We start from the raw sequence: 24,438 nt of genomic DNA, 5'->3' as shown, positions 1-24,438 counted from the left end.
AATATAAATACAAACAGACGTTCGTTTTGTAGAGCGAGAAATCGATTGTATCAATCCTTTATCCAGATTTTTAATTTAGCAGATAGATGTTAACTAATTATTAACACAGTTAACTAATCACAATCCAACTCTTTTTTTCATCTGTTTATATTTAACATTCAATAAAACACAAGCCTAGGAGGTATTGCGATGGAATTACCTATTTCTTTTGCACCAGCTAACAAATTAGTCAAACAATTACACCAATATACAGAGACAGTGTTTGCGCCTTTTTTAAGAGAAACAACACAGTTCAGTCATGATACTTTTATTATGCCTTTATATCTTGTAGAAAATAAATTGCACGACCACTACGTATCCATGCAACCTCTTTTTATAACCTATGAATATTATGATAGCAATCATAAAATTAACCAAAGGACTACATTAGTTACAGTCCAATCTACAGTTCGACCAGATCGTCGAATTATATTAAATGAGCTAAATCAAAATCGAAGCTTAATCTTAGATTTAGAGCGAATTCTAACCGTGTCTGCCAACATTGGTTAGAAGCTTCGATATTAACTTATTTGTTATCCCCTTATAAGTTAATTTATCACGGAGTTGTATTTCCGCTCCAAATAACTACCCGTTATCATCAATCTTGATGAAATGACAGGTAGTTTTTTTATGCTATTCACTTATAATATTCCTTATATTTTTTTAAGTTGTTAGAACATATTAATTTTTCATATAAAAATGACCATTACCGAAATTAATGGTAATGGTCAAACATATTTCTATTTTATTGTTTTTAAATAATTAATCATTTAATAATGAAGACGTTTCTTTTCTTGATAAGTATTTGCTACGCGCTGGAATAATCCAACGGGGCATCGTTTTAGCAATCGCACATAGAATAACCGCTGCTAGGACCGCCGTAATTATAAAACTAATCCAAAAGTTGAGTCCGACAATATCTAATTCCGTAAGATCTCCAGTCCCCATTGGAACTATGAAAAATCGCAATGCGAAATAGCCAAAAGTGACCAATATACTTGCTGTTACGATATTAAGATAAGTCGATTTCAAACGACGATTATTTAAGGTTTTCTGTGTATATTTAGCAAAGAAACCTGCTAAACCAGCTGCTAATAATGGTAATATTTCATACAAGATAATATTTATCCATTCTGTAAAATGAAACTCAATTAAACCATTAATTAAGCCAGCAATCGCTGCAGCGACAATCGCAGTTGATGCACCGTGTCTAAGTGCTAACCAAATTAATGGAATTAAAATAATTGGGAAAATATATCCATTAAAAGTGGCTAATAACACACCTAATAGTTGATGAGCAGAAACACCAATTGCAATGGCAATTAGCATATCAATCACTACTCGAATCGATCGTTTATTCATCTGGTGACCCCTCTCAGTCTTTATTATTTTGAGGTTGATAGTTTGAAGCTTCCATAATTATTGGAAGAATAACTGGACGACGTTTGGTTTCTTTAAATAAGAATTTGCCTAATTTTTCACGCAAGTCCCCTTTTAATTCGCTCCAATCGAAATCATCGCTCGCAATATGCTCTTCCAATACATCTAAAGTCATATCTGAACAGGCTTCAATCAAATCTGTACTTGTTTTCATATAAACAAAGCCACGTGAAGTAATTTGTGGTCCAACCAAGATGCGTTTTAAGCGTCTTGAAATAGTCGCAACAACAACAAAGATACCATCCTCGCTTAAAATACGACGGTCTCTAAGTACGACATTTCCAATATCTCCAACACCGATGCCGTCAACCAATACATTTCCAGCTGGAACTTGTTTGTTCATGACAACATTTTTCCCGTCAAATTCGATGACGTCTCCTAAAGCTGGTATAAATATTCTACTATCATCGATGCCTAGTTGATTAGCCAACTTAGCGTGAGCTGAAAGCATTCTAAATTCACCATTAATTGGAACTAAATACTTAGGATTCATATAGTTGATCATCATTTTCAAGTCATTTGGACCGCCGTGTCCTGATGTTTTAAAATTATCGGTTACTTCTTTTACACTAGCGCCTGCACGGTAAATCATATCTTTGGTTCTGGCAAGAACAGTTTCCATCTTAATAGACGGTGTGGTTGCTAGATAAACTAAGTCTCCCTCTTTAATGTTTACATCAGAATGTCGACCTTGAGCCATCGATTGTAATGTCTTAATCGGCTCACCAGTTCCACCCGTTTCAAGAATAACGATTTGGTGATCTGGTGTTTTTTCTAATTGCTTAGTTTGCCCAATCACGCTTACACTTGGAATTTGAATTTTGTCTAGTTTAATCGCAACGTCTACAATTTCATACATATCTGAACCCGGCATAAAAATTGTACGTTTGGATTGATAAGCTGCATCTAATACTTGTTGAATTCGAGCAATATTGCTACCAATACTTGCGACAATCACACGACCATCCGCATTACGAAATGTTTCTGTAATATCTTCCGCAATGACGAGGTCACTAGCGTTTTCAACAGAACTTTCTGCTTCAGCAGAATCACTTAATAACGCTAAAACGCCTGATTCACCTATGTCTGTTAAGCGACCAAAAGCGGTCTTATATTGAGGCGATGCACTTGCATCAAACTTAAAGTCACCTGTATATACAATTGAACCTTGATCTGTTGATACAACGATTCCCACAGAATCTGGAATTGTATGTGTTGTCCTAAAGAAACTTATCGTTGCATCATCAAATTCAATTTCTGTTTCTTCATCAATTTTAAAGAAATTCTCTAATCTGTCTTCTATGCCTTGCGCTTTAGCTGATATACTTGCTAATTCAATCGTCAATTCTGTTCCAAACACTGGAGCATCAACTGTGCCTAATAAATAAGGTAAAGCTCCCATCGCATCTGCATGACCATGCGTTAGGAAAATCCCTACAATTCGATCAGCGTTTTCTTCTAAGTATGTAAAGTCTGGTATGACAGCGTCAATTCCTAACAATTCATCTTCCGGATAAACTAAACCACAGTCTAAAATAAAGATTGATTGATTTACTTCTACTACATATATATTTTTCCCTTCCTCTCGGACTCCGCCTAAAGGAATGATTTTAATATTACTCATTTTGCACCTCATTGTTCTAATTTACATTTTCATTACATGTTATTAAATAAAGATAGCGTCGACTTTTACTTGCCTTTATGAGAAAATCAACCTTTATATAATTAAAAGATAAATACATGCCACTTCGTATGTTCTTGAATATTATAGCATACTTCAATGTAAATGAAAAAAAAAGTAGATGGCTACTTAAACTAGCCATCTACTTAATTAAGGATTTGTTATTTTTCTAATAAAACTTTACGTGATAAGTTGATACGACCGCGGTCATCAATTTCAATCACTTTCACTTGAATTTTTTGGCCTAATGTTAATACATCTTCTACATTATTCACTCGGCGGTGTTCTAATTCAGAAATATGGACTAAACCATCTTTACCGGGAAGAATTTCAACAAAAGCACCGAATTTTTCGATACGTTTTACTGTTCCTTCATAGACTTCGTCAACTTTTACTTCTTTGACTAATAGTTCAATCATTTCTTTTGCTTTATTAATCATTGCTTGATCAGCTGAAGCGATGCTGACTGTACCAGATTGATCGATATCAATCTTAACGCCAGTTTCATCGATAATTGAGTTAATTGTTTCTCCACCTTTACCGATAACAATTTTGATTTTGTCTGGCTTGATTGTAATTAAATCAATTTTTGGTGCATATTGACTTAATTCTGCACGTGGTTCAGCAATTGTGCTCACTAATTCATCTAAAATTTCTAAACGAGCTTTTTGAGCTTGTATTAAGGCTTCTTCTAAAATCTCTTTCGTGATTCCTTGGATTTTGATATCCATTTGTAAAGCAGTAATACCAGTAGCAGTTCCAGCAACTTTAAAGTCCATATCTCCTAAGTGATCTTCTAGACCTTGAATATCCGTTAAAACTGAATAATTGTCTCCGTCCATTACCAAGCCCATTGCAATACCAGCAACCGGCGCTTTAATAGGAACACCTGCATCCATTAAAGCTAAAGTGCCTGCACAGATACTTGCTTGAGAAGATGATCCATTAGACTCTAAAACTTCAGATACTAAACGAATCATGTATGGAAACTCTTCAACTGTCGGAATCACTTGATATAACGCTCGTTCACCTAAAGCACCATGACCAATTTCACGACGTCCCGGACTACCCACACGACCTGTTTCACCCACTGAGAAGTTAGGGAAATTGTAGTGATGAATAAAGCGTTTAGCTTCTTCTGTGCCTAAACCATCGATAATTTGGTGCTCTCCTAATGGTGCCAGAGTCGCCGCGGTAAGTGCTTGAGTTTGTCCACGTGTGAATAGACCAGAACCGTGTACTCGAGGTAATAAACCTACTTCAGATGCTAATGAACGAATTTCATCAATTTTACGGCCATCAGGACGAATTCTTTCATGGGTAATTAAACGACGTACTTCATCTTTTTCTAAATCATGTAATGCTGTGTTAACATCTTTCATTAAAGCATCGTAATTAGCTTCATCAGCAAATTTTTCAGTAAAGTAAACTTTAGCAGAATCCATTACTTCAGCAATTGCAGCTTCACGTGCTTTTTTCTCTTCAGTTTGAATGGCATTAATCATGCGTTCTTTAAATAATAAGTTTAAAGGCTCTGAAACAACTGGGCTAACTTGTGCAATATCGAATTCAAACTTCGCTTTACCAACTTCAGCAGCAATTTCTTTTTGGAAGGCAACTAATTCTTTAATTGTCTCATGTCCAAATAGTAATGCTTCTAACATATCTGCTTCTGAAACTTCTTTTGCAGAGCTTTCCACCATGTTTATTGCAGTGTCTGTACCAGCAACTGTTAGCTCAATATCAGTCTCTTCAACTTGAGCTGTTGTTGGGTTAATGACGAATTCGCCATTCACTCGACCAACGTTAACACCAGCGATTGGGCCGTCAAAAGGAATGTCTGAAACTGCTAATGATAAAGATGCGCCTAGCATTGCTGCCATTTCTGGGGTACAGTCTTGATCGACAGATAAAACAGTGTTAGTGATTTGAATTTCAGTACGAACACCTTCTGGGAACATCGGACGAATTGGTCGGTCAATTAAACGACTAGTTAATGTCGCATTTTCTGTAGGACGACCTTCTCTTTTGATGAATCCTCCTGGCACTTTACCTACTGCATACATTTTTTCAATGTAATGGACTGTTAAGGGGAAGAAGTCTCCCATTGATGGACGCTTAGAAGCAACAGCAGCTGATAAAACAACTGTATCACCATAACGTACTAATACTGAACCATTGGCTTGTTTAGCCATTTGTCCAACTTCAACAGATAAGGGGCGTCCACCAAGAGTTGTACTAAAAATTCTTTTTTCTGACATATTAACTCTCCTCTATAATTTAATTTCTGATTTCGGAGCAAATTGCACTACTATACAAATATCAATTAATTATTAAACAACTAACTCATACTTGAATAGTAGACTGCATCCGATTGTATTCTATATACACAAAAAGGATGGCGGTTAGGCCATCCTTAATTGATTGAATTAACGACGTAAACCTAAACGTTGGATTAATTCACGGTAACGTGAAACATCCTTCTTACGTAAGTAAGCTAATAAGTTACGACGGTGACCAATTTTTTTCATTAAGCCACGGTATGAATGGAAATCTTTCTTGTGAGTACCAATGTGTCCGTTTAAAGAGTTAATATCTGCTGTTAATACGGCGATTTGTACTTCTGGAGAACCAGTGTCTCCTTCATGAGTTGCGTACTCTTTCATAATCTCATTCTTGCGTTCTTTTGATATTGCCATCTCATTCCACCTCTTCCTTTATTTAATATGCCTCACGCTAAGTAATACGTTGGTGATTCGTAAAACTGAGCACGGGTCAGTGTGATTATCACACTCAATTAATTTACATGAAATCCATTCAAAAAGCAACCATTAAATGATTTATTTTTAGGTTAATTATTATTGGCGCTTTCTAGCACTTCAAACATCTTTTCCGCAACTAAGGCATTGAAATTCGCTCTACCCACTTCAGGACTATGATGAATATCATCACCGTCATACCATTCTGGGTGTCCCTGTTGAGCATTATACCAATCGACTTCATGTACATTAGAATAAGCTTTTGTAAATTCTTTAATCATTGTATTCACATCATCGATATGCATCACGCGTGAATTTGTATTAACAAAAAACAATTGACGTTCACCTGCTGCTTCAATTAGTTGAGTCATCCCATCTTCATCTAAGCCAGCGTTAGTTCCTAATACTATCACGACATTTTCTTTAACGAAACCTTGGTTGATTAAATCAATCATGATGTCTACTGCATCCCAAATTTGAAGATTCGCTTGCCCAAAATGATTACCATTCAAGAAAACATCCATGGCTTGGGGTCCACTTAAGAAAACTAATGAGTCTCCGAAGAAAGTCACAGGTACTTCACTTGCAAAAAGTAAGACTTCAGGTGGGAGCAACTCAAAAGTCAATGGACTACTTGCTTCGATTTGATTGAAAACGGCTTGATTTTCTGAGTAAATTCTTTGCGCTTCTGCACTCACTGCTTGAGCTTCATCTGTTATCTTCATTAATTCCTCATGGAAATCACGAAGTGGACGTTCCGCTAATAAATGGGTGTCTAAAACATCATCAACATTTAGTAGTCGTTCTTTGGTTTCGATCATCCCCTCTTCTAAAGGATAAGGATCGCCTTGGATGTTCGTAGCTGTTTGAAAAGCCTGATATTCTAGTTGAAACTGAGTCAATCGCGTATTATTAGCTGTTTGGAGTAAACCAATTGCAAATAACAGCAACAGAATCATATAAGCAATGAAAGCGAGAAGTTTCTTTTTATTAAACTCAGATTCTTTAAACATCCTTTTCAGGTCTGCGGCATCTTCTTTAAAGTTAAAACTTGATCCAAACCAGAAATAAATTCCTTGACGTTCGATTAAACGATAGAACAATTCACCCACTATAGCAATCGCTACTATAGAAGCTAGATTAATCCAAGTCATATTGCCATTAAATATACGGAATTGGCTCATCATAAAGACGATAATCGGGTAATACCATAAATAGTAAGCGTAGGATCTTTTTCCGATTGCAGTCAAAGGTGGTAAAGATAGCCAAACTGAGAGACTTTGAGTTCTAACACTAATTAAGAAAACTAATATCATACTAAAGATATTAAAGGCCGGTAACCACAAATGATACGTAATATCAGCTTGATCCTTTGTAATCAAAATCAAGAACAACATATCAATAGCCGTCAACACGCCAATAATATTATAGAAAACTCTTTTTTCTTTGATGACCGAAATCAGTTTAAGTATATAAGGCGTGACATAAGCAGCTGCAATCCCAATCGCAAATGATGACAAACGGGTACTTAAACCATAATAGACGCGTGAAGGATCTTCCCCTGGGGAATATAAATACCACACCATTAAATGACTCAGCAAGACAAGTACTAGCCAGAAAACGGCTTTACTTTGGACGGATAATTTCAACTGACGAGTCAATAAAATTAAGGGAATACTCACTAAAAATGACTGTAAGTATAATGCATTGTACCAAAGGTGCGTAAAAGGCGAGGCATTTGTCATCTGGACAAAATAGGAACGTTCAGCAGATATTTGAAAAATATTATTATAAAAAAATAAGCCTGAAAATACATCCGATTGAATGTGCTTGAGTTCTTGTGGATAGAAAAGCAATAATCCCACCACTACTAATAAAATCATCCAAAACACGGGTATAAATAAACGTTCGACTGTTTTCTTTAAATATTGCCATACCCGTGACCAATTTATTTTGTAATTAATATCAGGGATTTGTTCCATCTTTCTTGCAAAAAAATATCCGGAAATCACAAGAAATGTATTCACCATGAGGAAGCCCCCAGGTATCACTGATGGAAATAAATGATAGGCAATAATTGAAACAATCGCTAAACCTTTTAAGCCATCAAAACTCGGTATACGTTGCGTTTTACTCATATTCATCCCCTTTCTCTAAGATTTGTTATCTTGATTCCTAATTATAGAGTAAAAATAAATAAGAAGGAAGAAAGCTCACTTCATTTATGTATCTTAATTAAAAATTTACTTATCTAAAATAGCAAAAACCAACATTACTATAGACATTCCTAAATGAATACTTATCTATATAATGTTGGTTTCATGTGAGTGCTTATTTGAATGATGCACGTAATTCCATAATGATATCCCTAAGATCTGCTGCTGCCTCAAAGTTCAAGTCCTTAGCATGTTGTTTCATCTCTAGTGTTAAGCGTTCCAATTCTTCTTCACGCTGTAAACGAGATAAAGCTTTAAATTGTTTTAAGATATTCTCTTCTCGTTCTTCAGATTCGATATCGTGACTGATTCGGATTAAATCACGGACGCCTTTCTTAATCGTCTTAGGCACAATGCCGTGTTTCTCATTATAGGCTTGTTGAATCCCACGACGACGCTCAGTTTCCGCTAAAGCATAATCCATTGATTTAGTAATTCTATTGGCATACATAATCACGCGTCCATTTTCATTTCGGGCAGCACGACCAATCGTTTGAACGAGTGCTCGTTCACTACGTAGAAAACCTTCTTTATCTGCATCCAGGATTGCGACTAATGACACTTCTGGAACATCTAAGCCTTCTCGTAATAAGTTAATCCCTACTAGAACATCAAAAATACCTAGACGTAAGTCTCGGATAATTTCTGTTCGTTCAAGCGTTTTAATATCACTATGTAAGTATTTCACTTTAATATCTAGTTCTTTAAGATAGTCTGTTAAATCTTCTGACATCTTCTTCGTTAATGTCGTAATAAAGACTCTTTCATTACGCTCAGAACGTAAGCTAATTTCCTTCACTAAATCATCAATTTGTCCATCAATCGGACGAACTTCGATAATTGGATCCAATAGACCGGTCGGACGAATAATTTGTTCGATAAATTTGCCGCCTGTATGTTCTAACTCATAAGGTCCTGGGGTAGCTGAAATATATAGGATTTGATTTACTTTCGCTTCAAACTCTTCCAGTCTTAAAGGTCGGTTATCCACAGCACTAGGTAATCTAAAGCCATAATCTACAAGAACTTCTTTACGAGCACGGTCTCCGTTATACATCCCACGAATTTGTGGCATCGTCATGTGAGATTCATCAACTACGATTAAGAAATCATCCGGAAAGAAATCAATTAAGGTATAAGGTGCCTCTCCTGGTTTTCGACCGTCCATATGACGAGAGTAGTTTTCAATTCCACTACAATATCCCATCTCAAGTAGCATCTCAATATCATAATTCGTCCGTTGTTCTAAACGTTGGGCTTCTAATAATTTATTTTCTTCACGTAATTCAATTAATCTTTCTTCTAATTCAGCTCGAATAGATTCAACAGCTGAAAGTGTTTGTTCATCATTAGCAACAAAGTGAGTCGCAGGGTAAATGGGGTAATGTTCCACATCACTTTTAATTTCACCCGTTAAGACATCCACTGTTCGGATTCTTTCAATTTCATCTCCGAAAAATTCAACACGGATCACTTCTTTGTCGCGAGAAGCCATAAATATTTCTAATACATCCCCACGAACTCGGAAAGTTCCTCTTTGAAAATCGATATCATTACGAACAAATTGCATCTCAATTAATCGACTGAGTACATCATTGCGACTCACTTCTTGACCTTGTCTTAAAGACAATACATGTTCCCGGTAGTTTTCCGGATTAACAAGTCCATAAATACAGGAAACAGAAGCTACTACAATGACATCTCTTCTTTCTAATAAAGCGCTAGATGCCGAGTGACGTAACTTGTCGATTTCATCATTGACGCTCGATTCTTTCTCTATGTAAGCGTCGGATGAAGGGACATATGCTTCTGGTTGATAATAATCATAATAAGAAACGAAATATTCAACTGAATTCTCAGGAAAAAATTCTAGCAATTCACTATATAATTGACCAGCTAGTGTTTTGTTGTGGGCCAGTACCAAGGTTGGTTTATTTACTTCTTGGATAACATTGGCAACAGTAAAGGTTTTACCTGTCCCTGTCGCTCCAAGTAAGACTTGTTCTTTTTTACCGGCATTTAATCCAGCAACTAATTCTTTAATTGCTTGCGGTTGATCTCCGCCAGGTTCATAAGGTGATACGACTTTAAAATCCACCATCTCGACCTTCCTCTCTTATGCATCATTTAGGTAGGTTTACTACTCCTTTATTATAACACTTTCGTCAATATCTACCTATCTTTCTGATTTTATCAAATAACTATTATTAATATTTTGTTCAAAAATGATTTTTTAATATTGCACATAGGTAGTGTTTTCATGTATAATGTTTCTTGTTGACTAAGTCTCAGACTTAAATAGCAAATAAACAGGAAAGAGGTGACTAGCATGGCAAATAACAAATCAGCAATCAAACGTATTCGTCAAGACGTACGTAAATCTGAAGTAAACCGTGCTCACGTTGCTGGAATGCGTACAGCAATTAAAAACTTCCGTAATGCAGTGGAAACTGGCGAAGGGAACGCAGCAGATTTATTTAAATTAGCCGTTAAGGAAATTGATAGCACAGCAAACAAAGGTCTTATTCACAAGAATAAAGCTGCTCGTGACAAATCTCGTTTAAGCGGATTATTATCTAAATAATTCTAATTTAAAAGCGTCGAAGCACTCTTTATCGAGTGAGCTTCGACGCTTTTTTTGTTCCTTATAAATAATCTTTTCGTAAAGTTTCTGGTGTTTTTGGCGATAGCTCGCTAAGCGTTACATCAAAGACCGTTTTTGCACCTACTTGCCCTTTTAGCTTCATTCGATAAGCTGCGCGTGCATAAGCGACTAAGACACTTCCGGTAAACTCAGGATTCGATCCTAAAGTTAAATTAAATTCGTAAGTTTGTTTAGTCTCTTCCCCCGTATGACCACTTCTTAAAACCACTCCACCGTGTGGCATTTCATTATGCTCTGCAAGCAATGTCGCTTCAGATATAAACTGAACACTGGTTTCATATTCGGCAAAATAGTCTGGCATTGCTTTGATTTCTTGCTCAATGCCTTCTGCGTCTGCTTCAGCTTCTAACACGACATAACATTCACGCGTATGCTTTTGTCCAGTGGATAGTTTCGGTTGTTCTCCTTGTCGCACTCGCTTTATCGCTTGCTCTGAAGGAATCGTATACTGAACGGCATGCTTAACGCCTTCAATGCGTCTAAGAGCATCTGAATGCCCTTGGCTTAACCCCTTCCCCCAGAATGTATACGTCTCACCTACAGGTAGGACTGTTTCTGCTAAGACCCGATTCATGGAGAATAGGCCCGGATCCCAACCGACTGAAATAATACTCACATGCTGATGCTTTTGAGCAATTTTATCAACAGCAGCAAAGTGCTCTGGTATTTTTGCATGCGTATCAAAACTATCAATCGTATTGAAATATTGCGCAATCATTGGTGTTTGTTCTGGCAAATCGGTTGCTGATCCACCACATAAAATCATCACATCAATTTTATCTTGATAATGAATCATTTGATCTAAATGTTCTACCGTCGTCAAAGGATTAAGCGGTTCAACCCCAGCCTTGCCTCTTCTTGAAAATATTGCGACTAATGACATATCGGCTTGTTGAGAAATCGAGCGTTCGACTCCTCTACCAAGATTGCCATAACCACAGATACCGATTCTAATTGTTTGACTCATACGTGTTTCTCCTTTTCAAAGCTTTCATTTTCTGGTTTAAGTTCGGTTTCCTTGCAAGCATCAAAAAAATTATGCTAACGAAACCAGTTTGGTTAATAGCAAGTAAAAGTGTGTTTCTTTAATACCAACACCTGTTTTCATATGATAATCGACTTCAATTAATTCATCATAAAATTCAGCCAACGGCTTCAAGTTTGAACGACGGCCAGATTGTAGTGCCAACTTAACTCGATAAGGATGGACACTCAATTCTTTTGCAATATCTGCTTCTAAATAACCTTGCTGATTCAGTAATTTGCTTTGAATAATTAATCTAAACTGAGAAATTATCAAGGCATGTAAGGCAATTGGCTCGTGTTTCATTAAAATTAAATCTTGATAAATCTGAACGGCTTTATCCACTCTTTTCTTCATGACAGCATCTGTTAATTCAAATACATTGGACTCAAGCGTTCGTGGCACCAAGGTTCTCACAACATCGATTGTAATTGGCTGGCCTGTTAAACTAAAACTCTTCAGTTTTGAAATTTCACCCATCGCTTCTGTTAATTGATAATTCACTCTCACAAGCAATTCTTGACTGGCTTCTCGGGTGATGTTTAACTGTTCCCCTTCAATATAACGTTGGATATAGCGGCTAACCTCTTGTTCTTTCAGAGGATTCACTTCAATAAAAGCAGTTTGCTTTTGAAAAGCTTTTGTTAATTTTTTTCGTTTATCCACTTGATCAAAAGGTATAACAAACACAATCACAGAGGCTTCGTTCGGATTATTGATATAATCTAACAAACGTTTTTCTTCACTCGTTGATAACTTTTGACTCGAATTTGCATTCAAAAACTGGACGTTCTCTACAATTATAAGTCGATATTCAGCAAAAAAAGAAAACATCTCTGCTTCATCTAATGCAGCATCAAGTGATTGCTCGCTTAAATCAATTTTTGCCATATCTAAATTGTCAGCCTCGCCGAATTGATTCAATAAAATCTGCAGAAATTCCTGTTGTAGAAACAATTCTGACCCGAAAATCGTATAAACTGCCTTCAAATTTCCTTTTTTGACATCTTGTATCGCTTTTTGGTAATCCACGCCATCACTCCTTGCTTCATTGAAACATTATAACTTAATTCACAGTAAATTACTAAAAGCACCGTCACTTTTTTACAAAAAAGGAAAAACACCCCTTTCTTTCTCATCAAGTTTTAATTTTGGGTTTGATTTTCACTCTTCTTAGGCTATAATAGGTTTATAACTGCTTACAGAAAGGAGCATTTGATTGACACACCCTATTATAGGTATTACAGGCAATACATCTGCTTTTAAAAACGATGATTTTGAAGCATTCAAAATTAATTACTCTTCTACTGGCTTCTCAACTGCCATCAGTCTGGCAGGAGGCACACCCATTATTATTCCCATTAATGATGCTACTTTTGCTAAAGAATATATCCAATTAATTGATGGGCTCTTACTGACTGGCGGACAAGATGTGACCCCAATGTTGTATGGTGAAGAACCTAGAAAAGTAATTGGACCAACTTCACCTGAACGAGACAAATGTGAAGTCGCTTTAGTCAAAGAAGCGATTCGCCAGAAAAAACCAATTTTAGGTATCTGTCGTGGCTTACAGTTAATAAATGTGGTTTTAGGAGGAAGCTTACTACAAGACTTATCCGAAGATGAATCAATTACGATTCAACACGTTCAACGATCTCAACCAGAGTTTTCCACTCACTCGATTAAAGTAAAATCTGGCACGCATATTGCTGAAATCATTGACAATAACAGCTATGTCAATTCAATTCATCATCAAGCAATCAAAGAATTAGGTAAAGGCTTAACAGTCTCCGCTTGGAGTCCTGATAATGTCATTGAAGCAATTGAAGTAGTTGATGATAACCAGAGCATTATCGGCATCCAATGGCATCCAGAATTAACATTTCTAGAAAATCATGAGAGTTTATCGATTTTCAAGGATTTAATCAAGCGTTCCATTAGTTCGAAGTCGTCCATGTAAAACATTAAAACACGCCCAACTTTTCAATAAAGTGAGCGTGTTTTTTCATTAGGCCTTAAAGAGACCCTAGTTGTTTAGCGACCGAATTAGCTCTTGCATCTTGTTTACGATACTTTAGAACAGATGAAAGGTGGCTGCTACAATGATTTTGACGATAATTTAATAGTAGCACCAAGCTTTAATCGTCCTTCGACGTGACAATGGACACCTTTTTCTGTCAGGTTTTTATATAAGTACTGTGTCTGATTAGCACTCTGGCGCACGTGTCTATTGGTGACACGGCGTTGAAGATGCCCGAAAGCATGTGTCGTATTGGCAACACGGCGAATTTCCTTAGCGAGACTAGGTTTTCTTTTAAATTTACTTCCTACCAAGACAAGTATCCTGAAGCATGATAAGTCCACCTATATTTTATAATCCCTTATACTAGGACAAAACTTCACACCCATCAATCTGTGTGAAGTCATTATTTATTTCTAACTATATTTAGTTACTTATAGTGAAGCAAATGCATTTGCTTCACTTGCTGTCATGCGAACTAGCCAGTTTGAAGCTTGATCAGGCGAGTCTAATAAACTAGTCGTTTCTTCAGCGGTTTCGTGACGTTCAATAATTGTCCCTGAGAATGGTGCGGGAATTTCAATTGCTGCTTTTGAAGCTTCTACATTCAATAAAGTCTCGTCGGCTTCAATTGTCCCTAAATCTGCAATACTAGCAAAACTGATATCACCGACCTCATCTTGTAATTGACTAGATAAACCGATTGTATAGATTACTTCTCCATCTATCTTGTCACCCGCTTGAACCCATAATTGATTGATTTCTTTTATCATATCTATCCTCCACCCTTTCTTAATTACAACAGTCCATAAGCTCTGTTATATCGTCGCTTATCCTTAAAACCATTATACCTTTAGTAAATATTACCGTCAATCGATGAATTGCATACAAAAAACCAAACAGAAATTGCAACACTTTGGGAAGCTGTTTCAATCTGTTTGGTTTGTCATTAATCGTAATTAAATTGATCATTATTTGAAAACATATAACTTCTATGGTGGTAACGCATAGATAGAATCAATCCTATACCAATCATATTACTTAGTAAGGCTGATCCCCCTTGTGAAACGAATGGTAAAGGAATCCCGGTAATAGGTAATAAACCAATAGTCATTCCAATGTTTTCAACAATATGGAAAAGAATCATTGATATAACACCTGTTGCAATATAGGTGTAGAATTCATTTTTCGTTTCAAAACATGTTTGAACCATTTGATAAATAAGTAAGAAATAAATGAATAGCAAAACCGATCCACCAAGGAAGCCATAACTTTCGGCAATCGTCGTAAAGATAAAGTCTGACTCACGAACAGGTACAGAGACTTCTGAGATTCCGAATCCTTTACCTGCTAATTGTCCTGAGCCTACTGCCATAATACTCTGAGCAAGTTGGTAACTATTACCCTGAGCATCCCCAAATGGATTCAACCAACTATTAATACGTTCTAATTGGTAGGGTTGGAATATGCCAGAATCCAGTAAAATATTTGGGTAAAAAGCTGCTAAGGCAATCAAACCTCCACCAAAGATTACAACGACAGAAAGTGATGGAACAAGTATTTTCCAAGAAACGCCAGACATTAAGACTGTACCGGCAATAATACTTAAAACAACTAAGTTGGTTCCCAAGTCATTTTGTAGTTGAATCAAAATAACGGGTGGTAATGAAAACAGAGCTACTTTCCCTAATAGTACCCAGTCAGTTTTCAAAGTACGTTGAATATTTTTACTATTATGTTCGGTAACGACTCTCGCTAAGAAAACAATAAAAGCAGGCTTAAATAACTCTGAAGGCTGGAATGAAAATGGCCCAATAATAAACCAACTTTTCGCACCGGTTAACGATTCCATTTGGCGGTCATAAAGGAACAAGACCAACACTAACAAGAGCAAGCCGCCTCCATATAAGAAAGCAGACAATTTCCAGTATTGTTCACTATCAAATTGAATGACTACTATCACGATAAGTGCACCTACCGCATACCATAAAGCATGTAAAAGCGTCGGTGTAATATTACTACCTTCTATCATAGTTGTTGTCGCATAAACACTTAGCAAACCTATAATAGCTAAAATTAATACGTTTAATATAATTCCATAATCGATACGTGAATCACTCGATTTGGATAATCGTCGAGATTGATGTCTAGTTGTCATCTAAGATCTCGTTCTCCTTTCGTCATCAGATCGATCAATCACTGATGTTGGTAAATTCTTAATAATTTCATGTTTAAGTCCAGGCATTGCGCCACTATAGTGTTGAAAATTTGAACTATAAGAGTTGAATGATTTGTATTTTGTCGTTTCTTCAACCAAATGCCAATAACTTTTTTCTTTAAAGTCACGGTAGAAGACGTTGATATAGGCACCGATACATATAACCATCGCATTAAAATAGAGCCAAATAATCACAACTATTAGAACTCCAATTGTACTATTACTTGTGGCTGCATTGCTAGCAAAAGATAAGTACAAATTAAATAATTGCGAGACTAATATGAAGCCAATGACTGAAAATAATGCCCCTGGTAGCGAGTATTTAAACGGCCAATTAACGTTGGGGATAAAATGGTAAATCACTGTCAGCATTAAGAAAAAGACTAATAGCGCAATGATACTCCCTTGTTCAATGAAAAAATTCCAAAAGAATAAATCCAGATGAAAGACACTTTGTAACATCTCAATCACTGTTTCACCAAAAATCATCAAGAATGACAAAGCCGCAGACACGACCACGATGGCCAAGGTAAAGGCGTAAGCAAAACCACGTGCTAAGAAAAAGTTCTTACGAGGCTCCGCTTTATAAATCGTATTGAGCACTCTTTGCAATGTATTAAACACATTAGATGCTGGCCATAGGGATATAACCAACCCCAAAGAAAATACCCCAGTACTGGTGTTATCTAGATAACTTTCCAAAATTGGCATTAATACAGTCTCAACTTCTGATGGCAAGGCTCTTTCAATGTAAAAGATGATGTCTTGCTCAGATAAAGGTAGTATAGCGATGACGTTAGCAAGTGCTAGCATAATCGGTACAATTGCCCAAATTATATAGAATGATAACTCTGCTGCATACGTTCCAAACTGCAACTGCTGCTTATTGACTTGAAATGTTTTAAGCAGGCGATCCCCTAGTGTAGGTTGTTCGACTTCCATTGTCTCATCTCCTTCACACTTTTATAACTCTTTCAGATTACCATATTCCACTTTAAAATGCACTCGAAGCCGTGCGATTTAAAGTAAAATTGATAAATTTGTCTTTGCTTAGACATGTAACAATACAAAGGCTATAATAAGGGAGAACACTATTGTAGGAGGTTTTTTTTAATGTCGAAAGGTGTAACTTTTTATTTTATGCGTCATGGTGAAACATATCTTAATCTTTATGGTCGTATGCAAGGCTGGGCAAATGCCCCATTAACGGATCGAGGCATCACGGATGTTCACAGAAGTGGCAAAGGCTTAACCAACGTCACGTTCGATGCTGTTTATTCAAGTGATTTAATGCGTACCATTGAAACCGCGCAAATTATTTTAAAAGAAAATCAACAGGCTGATCATTTAAAAATTGTTCCAATGAAAGAATTTCGCGAGGTTCATTTTGGATTTTTTGAAGGTTTAGATGCTCGTCAAGTTTGGGACGACGTTCAAAACAACGTTCGTTTAAAACATGGCCTACCAGCTGGAAATGATTTACAAGTGGAAGCTGCATTAAACGCAGTCAAAGAACTCGACCCATATAAACACGCTGAAAATTATGCAGAATTTTGGAACCGAGTAGAGAATGGTTTGTTACAATTATTAAACAAGCATGCTGGAACTGACCAGAACATTCTGGTTGTCTGCCACGGCATGACTATTCGTAACTTACTTCATGGTTTAGTTGCTGATTTTTCAGAAAACGACCCACTTAATAACGCATCCGTTTCGATCGTTAAATATAGTGACGGACATTTCCAAATACTAGCTTATAATCAAACGCATCATTTCGCTGATATTGCTGAAGAAGCTGACGACCAATAACTACATCATTAAAATCAGAAAAGCCAAATTGTTTGCTAATAAAAGCAAACAGTTTGGCTTCTTTTTATTAAATAACGGTTGAAACTTTCCCTTGCATTCGGAACATTTCGGCATACTGGCCATTCAACGTCAGTAGTTCGTGGTGATTACCCTGTTCGCGAATCACGCCTTGATCAAGTAGAATTATTTGATCAGCATTTTGAATCGTTGATAATCGATGGGCGATAATAAATGTTGTACGCCCTTCTTTTACGACATTCATCGCATGTTGAATCACTTCTTCTGTTTGTGAGTCGATATGAGAAGTGGCTTCATCAAGGATTAGAATTTTAGGATCACTGGCCAATGTACGTGCAAAAGAAATCAATTGCCTTTCTCCAGACGACAATGATTGCCCTTTTTCAACAACTTCGGTATAAATCCCTTTTTCCAATTTATCAATCATTGGTCTTGCTCCGACTTTATCAATCGCATCAAGGATAGTCTCTTCAGTAATTGTTTCATCATTCATACTAATATTACTCGCGATTGTCCCAGTAAATAAATAAGGTTCTTGCAAAACAATCCCCATTTTATCTCGAACACTTTCACGACTATAGTCATAAATATTCTGACCATCAATGAGTACTTGTCCACTTTGTGGATCATAGAAACGAAACAATAAGTTAATAATCGAACTCTTTCCTGAGCCTGTATGACCAACTAAACCAACTGTTTGTCCTTTCTTGACAGTGAAATTGATATCTTTCAACACTTGATGGTTTTCTTTATAGCCAAAGTTGACATGCTCAAAGCTCACTACACCTTCACCGACGGCTAAAGTCGCTTGGCTATCTACTTCAACCGGTGTATCTAGCAGTTCAAACACTCGATGACCAGCCACAAGCGCTTGTTGGAGCATCGTCATTAAACGAACAATCATACTTATAGGATCAAATATACGTGACACATAGTCAATCAATATAAATAAAATACCCGTTGAATAACCTAATACTCCATTCGAAAAACGCGTACCAAGGTACATCATCACAAATAAAGTCACAAGATGCTTCAATAAGCCTGCGATATTCCACGTTAAAGTTGAATCAATATAGTTTGTTTTTTTACGCGATTCCAACCACTCTTGATTTGTTTTTTCAAATTCATCTTCCATTGATTGTTGACGGTGAAACAATTGAACAATTGAAGCTCCCTGTACAATTTCAGCCGTTTGACTATTCATTTCACTAACCGACTCTCGCCAACGATGGTTGAGTGGCTGAACCAATTTCATATAAGCTAACTGCCAAATAATAAAAATCGGAATTAAACCTAACATCGCTAAGCCTATTGGCTTACTTACTAAGAATAAAGCAATATACGTTCCAACCACTTGAACACCATTGAGTAACACTTGGGTTGAAAAGTTTTGATAAAAATTCTCTCTTAAAACTTCCGTATCGTTTACAATCCGTGCAGAAATTTTCGCGGCGGGTTTATCATCAAAATATGAAATAGGCAATTCTTGCATATGTTCATGAACTTGGTTCCGAATGATTCGTCCAATATCATTGGATGCATAAGCTAAAATGATATAGCTTGCATAGCCGATAGTTGCACTCGTAAAAACGAAAGCCAAATAATACGAAAATAATTGAACTAACACTGGCCATTCGATTACAGCTTTTGCTTGTGTTTGCTCAGAGACATAGTTAATTAACTGACTTCCCAAAATAGGTGCATAAATCGACAAGCCGGCCGATATTAATAATAAAACGATTCCAATACTGTAACTCACTTTTCGATAACGTACATACGTTAATAAGCGATTAAATGTTGTCATAATCTACCTCCTCCATTTGTTGTTTTTCATGTTGTTTGTAAAACCAACCTTTAGAGGCAAGCAGTTCTTGTGGTGTCCCTGATTCAGTAATACGACCCTCTTCAATGACAAGAATATGATCCGCATGCGATACAGCAGATAAACGGTGAGTCACAATAATCGTCGTTTTATTATTACGCACTTTCTGAATATTTGCGATAATCGCTTGTTCAGTCTTTGCATCAACCGCTGATAATGAATCATCTAAGATAAGTAACTCTGGTTCACGTATCATCGCACGAGCCATAGATACTCTTTGTTTTTGACCTCCAGAAATTGCCACACCTTTTTCTCCAATTAAAGTTTCAAGACCTTCACTCATATTCTTAATATCTTTTTCGAAGTCCGCCGTTTGAATGGCAGCGTTAAACCCTGATTCGTCAGCTTCAGCATTACCAAACTCAATATTATGGCGCACTGTTTTTGAGAATAAAATATGTTCTTGTGGGACATAGCCGATTAACTGTTCTAAATCTGCCACTTTATATTGTCTAATGGCTTCTTGATTAATTAAGATAGACCCTTGTTGACTAATTGGATACTGCCTCAATAATTGTTTAATCAACGTCGACTTGCCACTCCCCGTTTTACCTACGATACCTAGCGTTTCTCCTCTATTTAAAGTAAAGGACACATCGGCTAAGGTTGCATTCAAATCGTCGGGGTAAGCAAACAGATAATTTTCAAATTGAATACTATCGATTTGGCTGATCGCAAGTTCGCCATCCTTTTCGACTAAATCATCTGCTGTTTCTAATTCATGAATTTTACGGTATGAAACTTTCCCTTGTTGGTAGACTGCCACTAAATCAGACATCCCCCAAATAGAGCCATTTAAATAACTCAAGTAAATTTGAAAGGTCACTAATTCACCAATTGTCATTTGCCCCTCACCCACTAAGTAACCGCCATATAATAAACCAATCGCAATGGATAAGCCGGAAAAGACGCGGGCTACTTGACGAAAGGCACCATTAATCCAAATTAAATCATTTGCTTTACCCATCACTTTTTCGGTTTTTTCTTGAAAACGTGCTTGCTCTAATTCCTTTTTACCATAGGCACGCATGACACGTACCCCATCTACTACTTCTAAGACTTCGTTACTTAATTGGGCAACTTCATCTCGACTTTTCTCATAGCGTTTGTCTACTTCCATCCCCAAACGATAGACAATAAAACCAAAGACCACCAAGGGAATCGAACTCAATAAAGTCGCTTGCCAAGAAATCGTCGCGATCATCATTGCTAACACACCGAGCATCAACGCGCCGTCTGCCACGATTAACATGAAACCATAGCCGATCGATTGCCCCATAAAATCAATATCTGTCGTCATACGCGTCATTAAGTCACCAGAACGAAGTCGTTCATAAAACGGCGCTCTTAGCGTTAGAAGGTGACGAAACATACTTGTTCTTAATTCTTTTTGATATTTCATTGACTGGCCAAAAATTAAAATCACCCAGCCTGCTTCGGTTAAATAAATTAAAACCATCGTGATTGCATAAATTAATAAATATTTCGTTAAATCCGGTATCGTTAATGTACTTTGGACAATCGCGTCCACAAATAATTGGATTAAATAATTGGGGATCAAGTATAAAAGACTTGAGATAACTGCCAAAGACCCGCCCAAGATATAAACGATCGGATGTTTTTTTACATACTGCCATAAAGCTAATAACATCTATAAACTGCCTCTCTTTCTTACTGCTCTTTCTCTCGTGGCCCGTTATTTTTCTGCACAAAAAGGCCTACACATCCAGAAGTAAACTCTTCCTTTTGCGTAGGCCTAGGTTAATAGACATAGTTGCAGAAAATAATGTTAACAAAAATTTAGCTACCTACAGTCCAGCAAGGCTAGATTTCATTAACCACGAAAGGAGTTCGACTATTCAATTTCATTTGAGTGTTGCCTAGTAATAAATTGTACATCAATAATTCTCCTTTCTAAATATAGTAATTTATATTACAGTTTTAAATCTACTACAACATTAGATAAAAGTAAACAAAAAGTTAAGTAAATCATAACTTTTCTTCTGTATATATAATATTTCCCACAGGAACCATTTGATACTTATTCTTCAGTCGATTCGGTCGGGCTGAATAAGACACTTTACCTGACATACGAATCCGAATTTTGTCATCAACGCCATGAATAATATTCTGAGCTAGTAATATATTATTCGCCAGTACCTCTTTAGCAATGTGAAAGTCAGTGTGATTGATTAAGACATGGTCGAACAGCCCCTCAAAGCTTCTTAAATGCAATAGACCTTTCAAATGTTCTCTAATGGAGGTGCTTGCATCTAAATTCAATAAAGTGGGATCCGAACACGCATCACCAAAAATAGCCACCCGCTCTTCCTTAATAATAAAACACATAATCCCTTGAGAATGTCCCGGCACTAAGACCGGCAACAAACTCAGCCCACCTAGATCAAACACATCCTCTTCTTCTAAAGGCGTAAAATCTGCTTGTCTTTGTGGCTGCCATAATTCGACTTTGTCTTCCAACACGCCAGATTTACGTGTGACATATTGACGAATGGCCCGTCGATTCTCAATCGAACAATCTCTTTGTGCCGCAATAAATTCTCTTGGGTTTAAATACACCTTCTCGAACTGAGCGCTCCCTCCGGCATGATCAGGGTGAGCATGCGTTAATAGAACGTCATATGGCAACTGAGTCAATTCTTCGACAAAGGCTTTTAAATCGCCATAACCAAAGCCAGTGTCCACTAAGACGGCTCGGTCCTTTCCTTCTATTAAATAAGCACAGACATAAGGCATCACAATTCTCGTAATCGCCTCTGTTACTTTTTCAGCTTTAAATAATACCATGTTTCTCTCTCCAAATTAGTCTTTGTCCAATTCAGCTGTTACCTTTACCTACTATTAAGCCATCCTATAATGGATTATCTGATATAATGGTAATAACGCAAATTGGCGGTTTACTAGATAAGTATACTCTTTTCTTAGATTTTCGCCAATATTGCCTAATATGTTATGAGGAAGGAAGCTATCAATGAAAGTAAAATTATTAGAACCATTGCGCGTTCCAGACGCATTAATTGAAGAATTAGGTCAAAAAATCAAGGATCATGGCCATGAATTTGACTACTACACAGATAAAACCACCGATCCAGAGGAGTTATACGCACGCAGCCAAGACGCAGACATTGTCATGATTGCCAATAACCCTTACCCAGCCGAAGTCATTGAAAAATTAGACGACCTTAAACTAATTAACGTTGCCTTTACTGGCGTCGACCACGTAGACGGCCCCGCTGCTAAAGCGAAAAGCATCGCGATTTCAAATGCAGCCGGCTATTCTAACCAAGCCGTTGCTGAATTAGTGATTGGTTTAACCCTTGATGTTTACCGCTCGCTGACTGCAGGCGACGCAGACATTCGTAAAGCAGACGCTTTTCCTGGCTTAATCCAAGGTCGTGAAATTAAAGGTAAAACAGTCGGAATTGTCGGTACCGGCGAAATCGGTTTAATGACAGCTCAGTTATTTAAAGCTTTTGGCGCTAAATTAATTGGCTATAATCGTAGCGAAAAACAAGAAGCAATCGACTTAGGTATTGAATACGTAAGTCTTGATGAATTAATGGCGCAAAGTGATATCGTCTCAATTCATTTACCTCTCAGCGATTCGACTCGTGGCACTATTTCACGAGAAAAACTTGAACTAATGAAAGAATCTGCCATTTTAATTAACTGTGCGCGCGGCCCAATCATTGATAACGATGCGCTAGCCGAATTATTAAATGCTGATAAAATTGCTGGAGCAGGGATTGACGTCTTTGATATGGAACCTCCAATTCCAGCGGACTATCCCTTATTGAAAGCTAAAAACGCCGTTTTGACACCTCATGTTGCTTATCTTACTGATGAAGCCATGGTCTTACGTGCCCATATTGCCTTTGATAATACCTTAGCTTTCTTAGACGGAAAGCCAACAAATATCGTTAACTAAACCACGAGCAAAAAACCCACTGGATACAATCCAAAAGTGGGTTTTTTTATGTTCACTCTAACGACTACGTCCTTTTCTAAAACCATTACCACCCAAGATACCATAGTTGGGATAGCCTGCAAAACGCACTAATTGATCTAAATTTACAAAACGATTTTCATGAATAAAATTAGAGGTAATCAGCCCGGCAGCCCTAGCATCCGATAAGGCATCATGATGCGTTAAAGGAATTCCATAATAATTAGAAATCGTACTTAATTTATAGTTGTAAAAATTCTTACGCACTGCTCTTGCTAACTGATAAGAACACGCATACTTTAAAGGCGCAATATCCAAGCCATAACGATTATAATTATCTTTCAAAGCCCCCATATCAAACGTCGCATTATGAGCCACGACCGGTCGACCACCGATAAACTGCTCTATTTCGTATGACAAATTATAAAAACGTGGCGCCGTAATCACCTCATGCTCCTGGATTCCATGTATTCTAATATTCTCTAACGAAAAACTCTCATCCGGATTAATTAATTTATAATAAGTATCTAAAATATCTCCATCTTTAAACTTAACCATCCCGATGGAACAAATGCTATAACGATTGCGGTTGGCCGTCTCCACGTCCAAAGCGACGAAATCATGCATCTAATCTCCCCTTTCAATGACACTAAATAATAGGCTAAACAATTATCCAATGCAATATCACGAACACAATAGG

The 24,438-nt window shown here is 37.0% G+C and carries 20 protein-coding genes; 5 read left to right on the top strand and 15 right to left on the bottom strand.

Annotation, left to right across the window (positions count from 1 at the left end; all coding sequences use genetic code 11):
- Positions 1-189: 189 nt before the first annotated feature.
- Positions 190-549, top strand: coding sequence for a hypothetical protein (locus tag ACTQ45_RS01970; RefSeq protein ID WP_441762817.1), 360 nt, complete (start codon positions 190-192; stop codon positions 547-549).
- 252 nt (positions 550-801) lie between these two features.
- Here ACTQ45_RS01970 and ACTQ45_RS01965 read toward each other — a convergent pair whose 3' ends face one another.
- From ACTQ45_RS01965 to uvrB, 6 genes are all read right to left on the bottom strand, one after another.
- Entirely contained in the window at positions 802-1,401 is a 600-nt protein-coding gene (locus ACTQ45_RS01965; protein ID WP_441762816.1) for an energy-coupled thiamine transporter ThiT, read from the bottom strand.
- 13 nt (positions 1,402-1,414) lie between these two features.
- Positions 1,415-3,103, bottom strand: a complete 1,689-nt coding sequence (locus ACTQ45_RS01960; protein ID WP_441762815.1) for a ribonuclease J — start codon at positions 3,101-3,103, stop codon at positions 1,415-1,417.
- A gap of 218 nt (positions 3,104-3,321) precedes the next feature.
- Positions 3,322-5,421: a polyribonucleotide nucleotidyltransferase gene (gene pnp, locus ACTQ45_RS01955; protein ID WP_441750252.1), complete on the bottom strand. Its 2,100-nt coding sequence runs from the start codon at positions 5,419-5,421 to the stop codon at positions 3,322-3,324.
- A 168-nt stretch (positions 5,422-5,589) separates the two neighbouring features.
- Positions 5,590-5,859, bottom strand: coding sequence for a 30S ribosomal protein S15 (rpsO, locus tag ACTQ45_RS01950; RefSeq protein ID WP_441750251.1), 270 nt, complete (start codon positions 5,857-5,859; stop codon positions 5,590-5,592).
- 152 nt (positions 5,860-6,011) lie between these two features.
- Positions 6,012-8,057 (bottom strand): acyltransferase family protein, encoded by a 2,046-nt coding sequence (locus ACTQ45_RS01945; RefSeq protein ID WP_441762814.1) that lies wholly within the window; start codon positions 8,055-8,057, stop codon positions 6,012-6,014.
- Positions 8,058-8,250: 193 nt separating this feature from the next.
- Positions 8,251-10,236 (bottom strand): excinuclease ABC subunit UvrB, encoded by a 1,986-nt coding sequence (gene uvrB / locus ACTQ45_RS01940; RefSeq protein ID WP_441762813.1) that lies wholly within the window; start codon positions 10,234-10,236, stop codon positions 8,251-8,253.
- 228 nt (positions 10,237-10,464) lie between these two features.
- On the opposite strand from uvrB, the gene rpsT reads away from it, so the two are divergent.
- Positions 10,465-10,719 (top strand): 30S ribosomal protein S20, encoded by a 255-nt coding sequence (gene rpsT / locus ACTQ45_RS01935; RefSeq protein WP_441750248.1) that lies wholly within the window; start codon positions 10,465-10,467, stop codon positions 10,717-10,719.
- Between the two features lie 61 nt (positions 10,720-10,780).
- Here the strand turns inward: rpsT and ACTQ45_RS01930 are convergent, their stop codons facing one another.
- Positions 10,781-11,767 carry a diaminopimelate dehydrogenase gene (locus ACTQ45_RS01930; RefSeq protein ID WP_441762812.1) on the bottom strand — a complete coding sequence of 329 codons (987 nt, stop codon included), beginning with the start codon at positions 11,765-11,767 and terminating at the stop codon, positions 10,781-10,783.
- Between the two features lie 69 nt (positions 11,768-11,836).
- Complete coding sequence (gene holA, locus ACTQ45_RS01925; RefSeq protein ID WP_441762811.1) at positions 11,837-12,856, bottom strand: DNA polymerase III subunit delta; 1,020 nt, start codon at positions 12,854-12,856, stop codon at positions 11,837-11,839.
- Between the two features lie 187 nt (positions 12,857-13,043).
- On the opposite strand from holA, the gene ACTQ45_RS01920 reads away from it, so the two are divergent.
- Entirely contained in the window at positions 13,044-13,784 is a 741-nt protein-coding gene (locus tag ACTQ45_RS01920; RefSeq protein ID WP_441762810.1) for a gamma-glutamyl-gamma-aminobutyrate hydrolase family protein, read from the top strand.
- Between the two features lie 494 nt (positions 13,785-14,278).
- Here ACTQ45_RS01920 and ACTQ45_RS01915 read toward each other — a convergent pair whose 3' ends face one another.
- The 3 genes from ACTQ45_RS01915 to ACTQ45_RS01905 form a co-directional block, all read right to left on the bottom strand.
- Positions 14,279-14,617: a glycine cleavage system protein H gene (locus ACTQ45_RS01915; protein WP_441762809.1), complete on the bottom strand. Its 339-nt coding sequence runs from the start codon at positions 14,615-14,617 to the stop codon at positions 14,279-14,281.
- A gap of 176 nt (positions 14,618-14,793) precedes the next feature.
- Positions 14,794-16,002: an FtsW/RodA/SpoVE family cell cycle protein gene (locus tag ACTQ45_RS01910; RefSeq protein WP_441750243.1), complete on the bottom strand. Its 1,209-nt coding sequence runs from the start codon at positions 16,000-16,002 to the stop codon at positions 14,794-14,796.
- Positions 16,003-17,004 carry a YihY/virulence factor BrkB family protein gene (locus tag ACTQ45_RS01905; protein WP_441762808.1) on the bottom strand — a complete coding sequence of 334 codons (1,002 nt, stop codon included), beginning with the start codon at positions 17,002-17,004 and terminating at the stop codon, positions 16,003-16,005.
- A gap of 171 nt (positions 17,005-17,175) precedes the next feature.
- Here ACTQ45_RS01905 and ACTQ45_RS01900 point away from each other — a divergent pair, with 171 nt between their 5' ends.
- Positions 17,176-17,871 (top strand): histidine phosphatase family protein, encoded by a 696-nt coding sequence (locus tag ACTQ45_RS01900; protein ID WP_441750241.1) that lies wholly within the window; start codon positions 17,176-17,178, stop codon positions 17,869-17,871.
- Between the two features lie 67 nt (positions 17,872-17,938).
- Here the strand turns inward: ACTQ45_RS01900 and ACTQ45_RS01895 are convergent, their stop codons facing one another.
- From ACTQ45_RS01895 to ACTQ45_RS01885, 3 genes are all read right to left on the bottom strand, one after another.
- Positions 17,939-19,693 (bottom strand): ABC transporter ATP-binding protein, encoded by a 1,755-nt coding sequence (locus ACTQ45_RS01895; protein ID WP_441762807.1) that lies wholly within the window; start codon positions 19,691-19,693, stop codon positions 17,939-17,941.
- Positions 19,680-21,422, bottom strand: a complete 1,743-nt coding sequence (locus ACTQ45_RS01890) for an ABC transporter ATP-binding protein (RefSeq protein ID WP_441762806.1) — start codon at positions 21,420-21,422, stop codon at positions 19,680-19,682. Before ACTQ45_RS01890 ends, ACTQ45_RS01895 begins: the two co-directional genes overlap by 14 nt.
- Before the next feature lie 338 nt (positions 21,423-21,760).
- Entirely contained in the window at positions 21,761-22,579 is an 819-nt protein-coding gene (locus ACTQ45_RS01885) for an MBL fold metallo-hydrolase (RefSeq protein ID WP_441750238.1), read from the bottom strand.
- A gap of 184 nt (positions 22,580-22,763) precedes the next feature.
- Between ACTQ45_RS01885 and ACTQ45_RS01880 the strand changes: the two genes are divergently transcribed.
- Positions 22,764-23,720 carry a 2-hydroxyacid dehydrogenase gene (locus tag ACTQ45_RS01880; protein ID WP_441762805.1) on the top strand — a complete coding sequence of 319 codons (957 nt, stop codon included), beginning with the start codon at positions 22,764-22,766 and terminating at the stop codon, positions 23,718-23,720.
- Between the two features lie 57 nt (positions 23,721-23,777).
- Here ACTQ45_RS01880 and ACTQ45_RS01875 read toward each other — a convergent pair whose 3' ends face one another.
- The gene (locus ACTQ45_RS01875; protein ID WP_441762804.1) at positions 23,778-24,365 is read right to left on the bottom strand and encodes a 3'-5' exonuclease; all 588 of its coding nucleotides are present in this window, start codon (positions 24,363-24,365) and stop codon (positions 23,778-23,780) included.
- Positions 24,366-24,438 lie beyond the last annotated feature (73 nt).

It is taken from the genome of Fundicoccus sp. Sow4_D5 (assembly GCF_052116365.1).
GTDB lineage: Bacteria > Bacillota > Bacilli > Lactobacillales > Aerococcaceae > Fundicoccus.
This window is presented reverse-complemented; position numbering and strand designations above follow the sequence as displayed.

Coding starts and splice junctions, on each gene's coding strand:
- ACTQ45_RS01890 (WP_441762806.1), bottom strand. CDS start 21,422: ATGTTATTAGCTTTATGGCAGTATGTAAAAAAACATCCGATCGTTTAT.
- ACTQ45_RS01910 (WP_441750243.1), bottom strand. CDS start 16,002: ATGACAACTAGACATCAATCTCGACGATTATCCAAATCGAGTGATTCA.
- ACTQ45_RS01895 (WP_441762807.1), bottom strand. CDS start 19,693: ATGACAACATTTAATCGCTTATTAACGTATGTACGTTATCGAAAAGTG.
- ACTQ45_RS01900 (WP_441750241.1), top strand. CDS start 17,176: ATGTCGAAAGGTGTAACTTTTTATTTTATGCGTCATGGTGAAACATAT.
- ACTQ45_RS01905 (WP_441762808.1), bottom strand. CDS start 17,004: ATGGAAGTCGAACAACCTACACTAGGGGATCGCCTGCTTAAAACATTT.
- pnp (WP_441750252.1), bottom strand. CDS start 5,421: ATGTCAGAAAAAAGAATTTTTAGTACAACTCTTGGTGGACGCCCCTTA.
- ACTQ45_RS01875 (WP_441762804.1), bottom strand. CDS start 24,365: ATGCATGATTTCGTCGCTTTGGACGTGGAGACGGCCAACCGCAATCGT.
- ACTQ45_RS01930 (WP_441762812.1), bottom strand. CDS start 11,767: ATGAGTCAAACAATTAGAATCGGTATCTGTGGTTATGGCAATCTTGGT.
- rpsT (WP_441750248.1), top strand. CDS start 10,465: ATGGCAAATAACAAATCAGCAATCAAACGTATTCGTCAAGACGTACGT.
- ACTQ45_RS01880 (WP_441762805.1), top strand. CDS start 22,764: ATGAAAGTAAAATTATTAGAACCATTGCGCGTTCCAGACGCATTAATT.
- ACTQ45_RS01885 (WP_441750238.1), bottom strand. CDS start 22,579: ATGGTATTATTTAAAGCTGAAAAAGTAACAGAGGCGATTACGAGAATT.
- rpsO (WP_441750251.1), bottom strand. CDS start 5,859: ATGGCAATATCAAAAGAACGCAAGAATGAGATTATGAAAGAGTACGCA.
- ACTQ45_RS01970 (WP_441762817.1), top strand. CDS start 190: ATGGAATTACCTATTTCTTTTGCACCAGCTAACAAATTAGTCAAACAA.
- ACTQ45_RS01960 (WP_441762815.1), bottom strand. CDS start 3,103: ATGAGTAATATTAAAATCATTCCTTTAGGCGGAGTCCGAGAGGAAGGG.
- uvrB (WP_441762813.1), bottom strand. CDS start 10,236: ATGGTGGATTTTAAAGTCGTATCACCTTATGAACCTGGCGGAGATCAA.
- ACTQ45_RS01945 (WP_441762814.1), bottom strand. CDS start 8,057: ATGAGTAAAACGCAACGTATACCGAGTTTTGATGGCTTAAAAGGTTTA.
- ACTQ45_RS01915 (WP_441762809.1), bottom strand. CDS start 14,617: ATGATAAAAGAAATCAATCAATTATGGGTTCAAGCGGGTGACAAGATA.
- ACTQ45_RS01965 (WP_441762816.1), bottom strand. CDS start 1,401: ATGAATAAACGATCGATTCGAGTAGTGATTGATATGCTAATTGCCATT.